Consider the following 11793-nt stretch of genomic DNA (forward strand, 5'->3'; position numbering starts at 1 on the left):
GTAAAATATTATTTTAAATAAAATTAGAGAACTTTAATTGCTTTTACAAAAGCTTTGTTCCAATATTTTTCTGATAATAAAGAAGTAATAACACCTCTAGAACTTGTAGAATGAAGAAAACGAATTTGTCCTTTTTTATTAGAAATAACCAAACCAACATGGTTGACATTTCTGCTACTTTTACCAGTTTTAAAAAACAACAAATCACCTTTACGGGTTTTACTTAAAGAAATTTCAGGGCCACTTTTTGCCATATCTCTAGAAACTCTCGGTAACTTAAAGTTTTCTTCACCAAAGGCAACATAAATCACACCAGAACAATCCATCCCTTTTTTGGTTACCCCGCCAAACTTATACTTTACACCTTTATATTTTAATGCGTTTTCAACAATCCTATCTGCTTTAGAAGATTTATTTTTATTGTTTTTAACAACAATTTTAGTTGATGAACAGGAACTCAAAATAATAGAAAAAAACACAGTTAAAACTAGTAATTTCTTCATTTTAAATTATGAATTTAAGTTTTTAACAATTGCTTTTGCTACATTTTTAGAAGCTCCTTTTCCTCCTAATTTTTTCTCCAATTCAAAATACTCCAAAAACAATTTTTCGCGATGTGTTGTATCTAATATTTTAATCAATTCTTTTTTAAGATTATTTTTTGTAAAATCATCCTGAATTAATTCAGTAACAACTTCTTTATCCATGATTAAATTTACCAATGAGATAAATTTTAAAGTGATAATTCTTTTTGCTATTTGATATGAAATTGTACCACCTTTATAACAAACAACCTGTGGCACTTTAAACAAAGCTGTTTCTAGAGTTGCTGTTCCTGAAGCTACTAAAGCTGCTGTCGAAATACTTAGTAAATCATAAGTTTTATTATTGATGAAATTTACTTTTCTATCTCCAATTATTTGCTGATAAAAAGAAAAATCTTGACTTGGCGCACCTGCAATTACAAATTGATGTTCCTTAAAATCATCAACCAAAGACAACATTACAGATAACATTTTAGTAATTTCTTGCTTTCTACTTCCGGGTAATAAAGCAATAATTGGTCTATTATCTAATTGATATTCTTCTTTAAATTTAAATTCGCTAACTTGAGTTCTATCAGCAATTGCATCAATTAAAGGATGACCAACAAAGGTTACTTCATAATTAAATTTTGAGTAAAAATCTTTTTCGAATGGAAGGATAACAAATAACTCATCTACATCCCTTTTAATGTCTTTTACTCTTTTAGATCTACTTGCCCAAACTTGTGGAGAAATATAATAATTGGTTTTAAAACCTTGTTGTTTTGCCCATTTTGCAATACGTAAATTAAAACCCGAATTATCAATAAAAATAATAACATCTGGTTGAAATTGAGCAATATCCTTTTTACAAATACTGATAAAACCCAACAATTTTCTTAAGTTTTTTACAACTTCAAAAAAGCCCATAAAGGCTCTTTGTTTATAATGACTTACTAGAGTTCCGCCAACATTTTGCATTAAATCTCCACCCCAAAAACGAATATCTGCTTTTGGATCTTCTTTATACAAAGCCTTCATTAAATTTGAGCCATGTAAATCTCCAGAAGCTTCACCTACAACAATATAATATTTCATCAGAAAAATTTTAAAATTAAGGTAGTTATTGCTATTAATATCGTGGTTAATAAAACACCTTTTGCTTTATTGTCTTCTTTCCTTTTTGTAAAAACAAAAAAAATAAATAAGTTAGGTATTGCTGCTAAAGACAACACTTTTCCATATAATTTTCCATCTTGAATTAACTGTAAAGTTTTATCAAAACTATACTTCGAAAAATATTCTAAATACAAAAAAACACCAGCAACTGTTGCAAAAATCGAAATTAAAACACCTATAAGAATATCTTTTTTTACAGTTCCCAAGCGTTTAATTTTTGAATCATGTGATGTGCAGTCATATCAAACTGAACAGGTACAATAGAAACATAACCGTTTTCTAAAGCGTAAACATCTGTGTCTTGTCCTTTATCTTTATTGATAAACTCACCAGATAGCCAATAATATTCTTTTCCAAATGGGCTTTTTCTCTTGTCAAAATTTTCTTTCCAAACACCATTTGCCTGTCTACAAATTTTAACTCCTTTTATTTCTTCCCTTTTTAAATTAGGAATATTTACGTTTAAAACAATGCCATCTGGCAAACCATTTAACAATGTATTTAACGTAATATTTTTTATAAATTCTTCACTAGGTCTAAAATCTGCATGCCATTTAAAGTCCAATAAAGAAAATCCAATTGCAGGTATGCCTTCTATTCCTGCTTCAACTGCTGCACTCATTGTTCCTGAATAAATAACATTTATAGAAGAATTTGCACCATGATTGATACCGGAAACACATAAATCTGGTTTTTTATTTAAAATCTCGCTAATTGCCATTTTTACACAATCAGCAGGAGTACCCGAACAGGTATATTCTAGTTGAGGACCTTCATCTATAGTAATAGGATTACATGTTAATACATTATCAACCGTAATTGCATGCCCCATTCCACTTTGAGGACTATCTGGAGCAACCACTACAACTTCCCCAATTTTATTCATTATTTTTATTAATGCTCTAATTCCTGGAGCAGTAATTCCATCATCATTTGTTATTAAAATTAGGGGTTTTTCTTGCATAATTGTAGATTTAAAGACAAATATAATTTATTTAAACCATTTTCTTTTTAACATTTTGTAAAGAATAAAACATCTTGTTTTTCATTAATATTGTATGCACCTTTAATTCTCTTAAAGATTTAAATTATTACTTTACAAAAGTCTTTTTTAGATAAAAAGGGAAATAATTCATAGGAATTTACAAAAAAGAGACAGTTCTTAATTATTTTGGCATTATTTTAGTAATTCCTAATTTAGAAAAACATAATAAATTTTTAAAATAACGACTGAAAATATATAAAAATGAAATATCAATTTAGTACTTTATTATTAACATTTGCAGTTCTCTTAAACAGCTTAAATACTAAAGCTCAAGAACATACATCAGAAACAACAAAAAAAGATAAAGTTATAATTTATGTTTTAAAAAACATTTTAACAAGAGGTCATTATGTTGTAAAAGACATGAATGATGATTTTTCTGAACATGTTTACAAAGATTTTATTAATGGTTTAGACCCAAACAAACGTTATTTTACTCAAAAAGATATTAAAGACTTTTCTAAACACAAATATGAGATTGACAATCAGTTAATGAATGATGATGTGTCTTTTTACAACTTGGTTTACAATCGTTTTAGAAGTAAAGTAAAAAATGCAAAATCTTTTTATGGAGATATACTTGCGCAACCATTTAACTTTACTAAAAATGAAAATATAGATTTAGATTACGATAAAGTACCGTTTGCAAAAAATGACAATCAATTGATTGATTATTGGAGAAAACAACTAAAATTACAAACTTTAAGTAGAATAGAAGAGAAAAGTCAAATTCAAGAAGACAAACTTAAAAAAGACAAAAGCTTTAAAGCTAAAAGTTTTAATGAATTAGAAAAAATTGCCAGAACTGATGTTCTAAAAAGTATGGATGAATTATATTTAAGAATTGAAGAATTAGAACATGAAGATTGGTATTCTACATTTTTAAACAGTATTGTTGGCGCTTTCGATCCGCATACAACCTATATGGCTCCTAGAATTAAAGAACGTTTTGACCAAAATATGTCAGGAAAATTAGAAGGAATTGGAGCACGTTTACAGAAAAAAGGGAATTACACACATGTTATGGAATTAATTTCTGGAGGTCCAGCTTGGATACAAGGAGATTTAGAAGCTGGTGATATTATTTTAAAAGTTGCGCAAGATGATGAAGAACCTTTAGATATTGTTGGTATGCGTTTAGACGATGCTATAAAATTTATAAAAGGCCCTAAAGGAACAGAGGTAAGACTAACCGTTAAGAAAAAAATTGATGGTTCTATAAAAGTAATTTCAATTATTAGAGATGTTGTTCAATTAGGAGAAACATTTGTAAAATCTACCATAGTAGAAAAAGAAGGAAAAAAATATGGTTTAATAAATTTACCAAGTTTTTATATTGATTTTAAAGACAATGATTACAGAGATTCGGCCAAAGACATGGAAAAAGAAATTGAACGCTTAAAGAAAGAAGGCGTTGCCGGATTAATTGTAGATTTAAGGAATAATGGTGGTGGATCTTTAAAAACTGCAATCGAAATTTCTGGTTTATTTATCGATAAAGGACCAATTGTTCAAGTAAAATATAGAGGAGAAAATCCTGTAATTAAAAACGATATCGATTCATCCATCCAATGGGAAGGTTCTGTAGTTGTTTTAGTAAATGAGTTTTCTGCTTCTGCTTCAGAAATTTTTGCTGCAGCAATGCAAGATTATAAAAGAGCTGTAATTCTAGGAGGAAATCAAACTCATGGAAAAGGAACTGTTCAAAATATTTTACCTATCAATAAATTTTACCCAAATTATGAAAACGATTTGGGCTATTTGAAAATGACCATTCAAAAGTTTTATAGAATTAATGGTGGATCTACACAAGTTGAAGGTGTATATTCTGATATTGCAATGCCTACTAAATATAGTTATATGAAGTATGGAGAACGTAATATTGATGGTGCTTTAGCTTGGGATAAAGTACCACAGGCTAAATACAAACAAACAAATTCGTATTCAAATTTTAATGATGTAATTTATAATAGCAAACAAAGAATTGCTTCAGATCATAAATTTAAAATGGTAAATGAGTACGCTAAATGGTTACAAGAAAATCAAGAAGAAACTTCTTATTCTTTAAACTATAAGAAGTTTATAAAAGAAAGTAAAGAGAAAGAAAACGAAGCTAAAAAATTTGATGCTGTTTTTGATTATAAATCAAATTTGACTTTTACATCGCCAAATTATGAATTAGCTTTATTAAAAGTTGATAAAGATTTAGCTGACAAAAGAATGGCTTGGCATAAAAACCTATCAAAAGATATGTATGTTTCTGAGGCTTTAAATGTGTTAAGCGAATTAAAATTAAAAAACAAAACTGAAATTATAAAGAATTAAAGTTTAAAAATTAAGAATAATAAAACCTGATATGCTTTTTAGAAACATATCAGGTTTTTAATTTAGCAAAATGAGTTATCAAATAACATTTAACACAAAATGGTCTGACTTTGATCCAAACAGACATATGCGACATACGGCATACAATGATTATGCAGCGGAAGTTAGAATCCGATATTTTGCACATCAAAACTTTTCTATTGATGAATGTACTAAACACAATATTGGACCTATTTTGTTTGAAGAATCTACATCCTTTAGAAAAGAAATTCATTTAGGAGAAAGTATCACGGTTAACTTAAAAATAGCTGCACTTTCTAAAAATAATGAACGTTGGAAAATAACCCAAGAAGTTTTTAATCAAGCAGGAAAGTTATCAGCAATTATTAAAGTTTATGGAGCTTGGATAGATTTAACCAAAAGAAAACTTACAACTCTTCCACCACAAGGGAAACATCTTTTTTTGAACACAGAAAAAACAGTTGATTTTGAAGAAATTAGTTTAAAAAAATAAATTATGTCTAAAAAAAGTATTTCTGCTATTATTTTAATTATTACACTATCATTTTATCTTTATTTAGATAAAAAAGATACTTTTTTAAGTGATAAAAATAACACAACTGAAATTATAAATATTATTGATTTTAATTATTTACCAACATCAACAACAGGTCAAATAATAAAACATGAAGGTTATAATTTATCCTATTCAGAAAAACATGAACAAGCAGAATGGGTAGCTTATTCTTTAGATAAAAAAGATATTTTATATACAGATCGTAAAAGACCCTATTTTATTGAAGACCCAAAAGTAAAAACAAATTCTGCTCATTGGAGAAACTATAAAAAATCTGGTTACGATCGTGGGCATTTATGTCCAGCAGGAGATAGAAGATTATCTAAAGAGAGTTATGATGAAACTTTTTATACTTCAAATATTTCTCCTCAAAAACATAGTTTTAATGCTGGTATTTGGAATAAGCTAGAACAAAAGACGCGTTATTGGGCAAAGAAATACAATCATTTATATGTAATTACTGGTGGTGTTTTAGAAAACAACTTAAAAACTATTGGTTCAGAAAACGTTTCAGTTCCTAATAAATTTTATAAAATTCTATTAGATTATACACAACCAGAAATAAAAGCGATTGCTTTTTTATTACCTCATCAAGAAAGTGATAAACCTTTGTATAAATTTGTAGTTTCTATTGATAAAATTGAAGAATTAACAGGTATTGATTTTTTTAAAAATTTACCCGATTATTTAGAAAACAAACTGGAAGCTTCAAGCAATTATAAAAATTGGAGTTTTAGATAACTACAAATCCATATCAATAACAATTTTACCTTTTACTTTTCTTTGCATCATATCTTCTAGTGCTTTTGGCGCTTCTTTTAAAGAATAGGTCTTATCTATATGTGGTTTTAAATCTCCTTTTGAAAACCAAGTTAACAACTGTTTTATATTCTCTAAACTTATTTTTGGTTCTTTCTGAGCAAAAACTCCCCAAAAAACACCAACAATACTTGCACCTTTTAATAGCGCTAAATTAATAGGTATTTTAGGAATTTCACCATTTGCAAAACCAATTACCAAATGCCTTCCTTTCCAAGCAATAGCTCTTAAAGCCAACTCAGAAAAATGACCACCTACAGGATCGTAAATTACATCTACACCTTTGCCATTCGTAAGTTCTTTTACTCTGTCTTTAACACTTTCTTGGGTATAATTAATTACTTCATCTGCACCAAATTCTTTACATAAATCTAATTTTTCTTTGGATGATGCAGCCGCGATTACTTTTGCTCCCATAAGTTTGGCTAACTCTAATGCTGTTAAACCAACTCCGCCAGAAGCCCCTAAAATTAATACAGTTTCCCCTTTTTGCAAATTTGCTCTATCTTTTAAAGCATGATAAGATGTACCATATGCTAATAAAAATGCTGAAGCATTTACCATAGACATTCCTCTTGGTTTTGGAAAACAATCTTTTGCTTTTACAACCGCTTTTTCAGCAAAACCTCCATAAGGTATAAAACCTACAATTTCATCCCCTACTTTAAAATGTTTTACATTTTCTCCTACTTCTTCAATAATACCAACAACATCACTTCCTGGAGAAAAAGGAAACTCAGGTCTAAATTGATATTTTCCTTGAATAATTAATGTATCAGGAAAATTAACACTACAAGCTTTTACAGTAATTAAAACTTCGTTTTCTTTTGGTGATGGAGTTTTAATGTCTTGATAAGATAATGATTCTGGTGTTCCAAATTTATTACAAACAATTGCTTTCATAAAATTATTTTGCTACAAGATAAGTTTTTGAATGAAAAAAATAAGAACCTCTTTAAAGAAATTATTTCTAAAAGCACAAAACTCTATTTTAAAATGCACCCCAATACATTAAAAAAATAGAGGGGGAATGTTTTGTGCTCAAATAGAACATTATTAATTTTTTTTCAGTTTTGAATCAATTTTCTTTAAAATAACCGAACTAGGATCATTTACTTTAACATTATCTTTGTTATTACCACTTACAATAACAAACTTAGATCTTCGGTTTCTTTGATGTTCTTCTTCTGAACATTTGTTGGCGTTTTCATCTGTACAATCATTTAATAATTGACTTTCTCCATAACCTATTGCACTAATTATTCTATGAGCAGCTATTCCTCTAGAAATTATATAATCTCTTGATGATTTTGCTCTTTTACTTGATAGTTTTTTGTTATACGATTTTGTTGCCCTACTATCTGTATGTGATTCAATTTTAATAATCATATCAGGGTTATCATTTAACACTGATATAATTTTTTCTAACTCATAAGCTGCTTCGTCTCTAATATTAAATTTATCAAAATCAAAGAAAATTGGATTGATTACAATTTCATTTCTAATAATTAATGGAGTTAATACCAAATCTAATTCTTGAGTTTCACCTAAAATACTTGTTGTATTTACCATACCTCTATCTGAGGTGTAATTTAACTTTTCAGCCAAAAGTTTAAAATTACTTGTACAATCTACAGCTGAAAAAACATAAACACCTTCGGTATTACTTTTAACTGTTTTTAAAATAACCCCATTATTGTCCATTAACTTTACAGTCGCTTGTGAAATAATTTCTCCTGTTTGACTATCTCTTATAATTCCTGTAATATTTTGTGTACATGGTATTACAAAACTGTAAATATCATCATCTCCTTTACCACCTTTTCTATTAGAGGATAAAAAACCTTTTGTTTCATCTGTATTTATGGTAAAAGAAAAATCATCTAAAGAACTGTTAAAAGGTGCTTCTATATTTTCTGCATTTGAAAAAACAGCTCCAGTTATTTTTGATTTAAAAATATCTAATCCGCCTAAACCTAAATGACCATCTGAAGAAAAATATAATTCATTATTATTACTTACAAATGGAAACATTTCTCTACCTACAGTATTTATTGTTTCTCCTAAATTAACAGGTTTACCATATCTACTTTCAGAAAGTATTGATACTCTATAAATATCTGTAGATCCAATACCTCCCGGCATATCTGACACAAAATACAACGTATTCTCATCTACACTTAAAGCTGGATGACCAACTGAATATTCATCATTATTAAAGGGCAATTCTGTAACATTTCCCCAAATACCATCTACTAAAACTGCTTTATAAATTTTTAAATGTGTTTCCCTATTTCTATCTTTTCCTTTTCTCTTTCCATCAAAATTATCTCTTGTAAAATACATCGTTTTTCCATCTTTTGTGATAACAGCAGATGCATCATGATAACGTGTATTAATATTGCTGGATAACAACTTTTGATTTGTTAACTCTATTTCTTTAGAGTCTTCTAATCCAGTATCTGTTACCTTAGAGGTATATAAATTATAAAATGGTTGATTGTTCCATTTATAAATTTTATTAGATTTTGATGAAGTTGGTTTAGTAGATGCAAAATAAAAATTATCACCCTGTAAAAAACCACCATAATCAGAATACTCTGTATTTAAAGCTACATTATATAAATTGATATTTTTTTTTGTTGGGTCATCTGAATATTCTGATGAATAATTAGGTGTTGTTTCTAATTGACTACCAATTACTACCAATGGATTTTCTTTTGCATATTCTTGCATTAAAGCATCAGACTCCCTATACTTCTCATTACTTTTTAATACCTGAGCATATCTGAAAAAATATTCTGATGAAACTTCTAATTTGTATTTTTTAAACAACTCCTTATACCATTTTTCTGCTTCTTGAGTATTGGTGTTATTATAATAAGAATCTCCTAAACGCTCTAAAACTAATTTAGAATGATCTCCTTTATCATAAATTTTTTCGTATAATTCTGCTGATTTCTTATAAGCATATTCTTTATAATATCTATCTGCTATGTATTTTCGCTGACTATATGTTTGTAAACAAACGAATAATAGTAAAATGTAAGTTAATTTTGTTTTCATAAAAAAAGAATTAAAAGAATCTTGGTGATTTAAGTGGTCCATCTCTAAAAATTTCATAACGTAACATTACCTCATGAGTTCCAAAATTATAGTTACTGTAATTTGATGTTGTTAAATCGTAAGCATAACCAATATGTAATGCCTCGTTAACTTGAAAACCAAGCAATGCACTTATTGAATCATCCCATCTCCAAGATAATCCCGCTCTAAATTTTTCATTGAATAATAAGTTTGCTGAAACATCTAATGATAATGGTGCTCCTTTAACTCCTTTTAATAAGGCCGCAGGTTTAAATTTAATATCATCACTTAAATCAAAAACATACCCTGTTATCAAGAAAAAACTTAACTCCTCTATAGCTACACTTTCTATATGATCATCGTAATAATCTACTCTAATAAAATTTGGTACAGATAAACCAACATACCATTTTGGTTTATAAAAATAAATACCAGCACCAAGTGTTGGTAAAATCCTGTTATTTATATTGGTATTGAACCTTGCTTCTGCACTTTTAAAAATTCCTTTGTTCCAATCAATATTAAACAAACTCGCTCCCATTTTTAACCCAAATGCTAAATTACCTTCTTCATCTGTTCGAATTGAATAAGACATATTGGCATCAATATAGGTTTCATTTGAAGGTCCTAATTTATCATTTACTAAATTGATACCTAAACCTAATTGAGAATAACCTAATGGTGTATCATAACTGAAAGTTTGAGTTTCTGGCGCACCGTCAAAACCAACCCATTGAGTTCTACCTAAAGCATTTATTGTAGTATGCCCCCGAGATCCTGCATATGCAGGATTTACACTCATAGTATTATACATATATTGTGTGTATTGTGGGTCTTGTTGTGAAAACCCTTTTACAGAAATAAAAAGTATAAATACCAGTATCATTTTTAAAAACTTACTCATATTTTTAGTTTTATATTATTTTTTATTTTAATTATTATTAATGTACTAGTTGTATCCAACCTTTTTTAACTGTAGATCCATCTTTTAAATCTAAAATATAAAAGTAAGTTCCTCTTGGTAATTTCTCATCTGGGCTTATTGTAGCTCTTCCTGTTGAAGTACCATCCCAATCGCTCTTGTAGTCTGTTGCTGAATATACCTCATTACCCCACCTATTAAATATTTCTAATGTAGACCCTGGATAGTTCTCTAAACAATCTATGATAAGAGTATCGTTAACTCCGTCGTTATTTGGTGAAAAAATATTGTAAACAACTACACAATCTGTACTTAACGAAACCTCTATTTGATCTGAAGCAGTATCATTACTATCATCTATATCAAGTTGATCAACACTTAATAAAGTAACAACATTAAGATATTCTATAGTGTTTGTAACACGTACTCGCAACTCTAAAGTTGCTGTTTCATTAACATCTAATTTAGAGATAGACCATATTTCCATTCCATCATACGATGTCCCGCCAGATGTTGTATATGATGATAATGTATGTGAATCATAGGTATATCCTTCAGGTAGTACTTCTTCAATTTTTATATTAGTAGCGTCTTGTGGACCATAATTAGTTGCAGTAATAGTGAAAGTTATGTAATCATTTACTGCAGCTTCATCTACACTTGCTGTTTTTGTTAAACCAATATCAACACCACAATTATTAACTGTTAAGATTTGAGTATGTGTTGCTGAATTACCTGAACTGTCTGTTACCGTATATATTCTTGTAATTATTAACGGGTTTGTTGCTGTAGAATCTCCACCGTTATCTGTTTCTTCAACAGTTATATTAATAGCGTTTGTATTTGTACAGTTATCTGTAGCTACAATACTTAAAATATCTGCTGATGGAATTGGATCATTACATTCAATAATAACATCTTCTGGAAAAGAAGCTATAATTGGAGCTATGGTATCTGCTACAACTACGTTTTGATTTGCCGTAGTTGTATTACCACTTGCATCAGTAAACGTCCAGGTTACTACCGTGGTTCCTAATGTACTGATTGGAAAAACTGTGCTAGTCGTTCCCGTGATTGTACTTGCATCACAACTATCTGTCGTTGTTGGTGCTATTGGTGTTCCAATACACTCAAAAGTGACATCTGATAATGTTGGTGTTACGGGTGCTGATGTATCTGCTACAACTACGTTTTGATTTGCCGTAGTTGTATTACCACTTGCATCAGTAAACGTCCAGGTTACTACCGTGGTTCCTAATGTACTGATTGGAAAAACTGTGCTAGTCGTTCCCGTGATTATACTTGCATCACAACT

General features: G+C 29.0%; 11 protein-coding genes. 3 read left to right on the top strand and 8 right to left on the bottom strand.

The window, feature by feature from the left end; translation table 11 throughout:
• Positions 1 to 23: 23 nt before the first annotated feature.
• Genes Q0733_RS11840 through surE form a run of 4 tightly spaced genes read right to left on the bottom strand, consistent with a single transcriptional unit; the run spans position 24 to position 2667 of the window.
• Positions 24 to 503: a C40 family peptidase gene (locus Q0733_RS11840; protein ID WP_298782456.1), complete on the bottom strand. Its 480-nt coding sequence runs from the start codon at positions 501 to 503 to the stop codon at positions 24 to 26.
• A 6-nt stretch (positions 504 to 509) separates the two neighbouring features.
• Positions 510 to 1622 (bottom strand): lipid-A-disaccharide synthase, encoded by a 1113-nt coding sequence (gene lpxB, locus Q0733_RS11845; protein ID WP_298782457.1) that lies wholly within the window; start codon positions 1620 to 1622, stop codon positions 510 to 512.
• Positions 1622 to 1909: a hypothetical protein gene (locus Q0733_RS11850; protein ID WP_298782458.1), complete on the bottom strand. Its 288-nt coding sequence runs from the start codon at positions 1907 to 1909 to the stop codon at positions 1622 to 1624. Before Q0733_RS11850 ends, lpxB begins: the two co-directional genes overlap by 1 nt.
• The gene (gene surE, locus Q0733_RS11855; RefSeq protein ID WP_298782459.1) at positions 1897 to 2667 is read right to left on the bottom strand and encodes a 5'/3'-nucleotidase SurE; all 771 of its coding nucleotides are present in this window, start codon (positions 2665 to 2667) and stop codon (positions 1897 to 1899) included. Before surE ends, Q0733_RS11850 begins: the two co-directional genes overlap by 13 nt.
• A gap of 282 nt (positions 2668 to 2949) precedes the next feature.
• On the opposite strand from surE, the gene Q0733_RS11860 reads away from it, so the two are divergent.
• The 3 genes from Q0733_RS11860 to Q0733_RS11870 all read left to right on the top strand — a co-directional run bounded on the left by Q0733_RS11860 (position 2950) and on the right by Q0733_RS11870 (position 6391).
• Complete coding sequence (locus Q0733_RS11860) at positions 2950 to 5073, top strand: carboxy terminal-processing peptidase (RefSeq protein WP_298782460.1); 2124 nt, start codon at positions 2950 to 2952, stop codon at positions 5071 to 5073.
• Positions 5074 to 5143: 70 nt separating this feature from the next.
• Positions 5144 to 5587, top strand: coding sequence for a thioesterase family protein (locus Q0733_RS11865; RefSeq protein ID WP_298782461.1), 444 nt, complete (start codon positions 5144 to 5146; stop codon positions 5585 to 5587).
• 3 nt (positions 5588 to 5590) lie between these two features.
• Positions 5591 to 6391 carry a DNA/RNA non-specific endonuclease gene (locus tag Q0733_RS11870; protein ID WP_298782462.1) on the top strand — a complete coding sequence of 267 codons (801 nt, stop codon included), beginning with the start codon at positions 5591 to 5593 and terminating at the stop codon, positions 6389 to 6391.
• On the opposite strand, the gene Q0733_RS11875 is transcribed toward Q0733_RS11870, so the two are convergent.
• The 4 genes from Q0733_RS11875 to Q0733_RS11890 form a co-directional block, all read right to left on the bottom strand.
• Positions 6392 to 7372 carry an NADPH:quinone oxidoreductase family protein gene (locus Q0733_RS11875; protein ID WP_298782463.1) on the bottom strand — a complete coding sequence of 327 codons (981 nt, stop codon included), beginning with the start codon at positions 7370 to 7372 and terminating at the stop codon, positions 6392 to 6394.
• A gap of 153 nt (positions 7373 to 7525) precedes the next feature.
• Positions 7526 to 9535, bottom strand: coding sequence for an OmpA family protein (locus tag Q0733_RS11880; RefSeq protein WP_298782464.1), 2010 nt, complete (start codon positions 9533 to 9535; stop codon positions 7526 to 7528).
• A gap of 10 nt (positions 9536 to 9545) precedes the next feature.
• Positions 9546 to 10460 (bottom strand): type IX secretion system membrane protein PorP/SprF, encoded by a 915-nt coding sequence (locus tag Q0733_RS11885; protein WP_298782465.1) that lies wholly within the window; start codon positions 10458 to 10460, stop codon positions 9546 to 9548.
• Positions 10461 to 10497: 37 nt separating this feature from the next.
• Positions 10498 to 11793: gliding motility-associated C-terminal domain-containing protein (locus tag Q0733_RS11890; protein ID WP_298782466.1), on the bottom strand; the 1296-nt coding region annotated here is incomplete at its 5' end.

This window comes from uncultured Polaribacter sp., assembly GCF_947500975.1.
Lineage (GTDB): Bacteria > Bacteroidota > Bacteroidia > Flavobacteriales > Flavobacteriaceae > Polaribacter.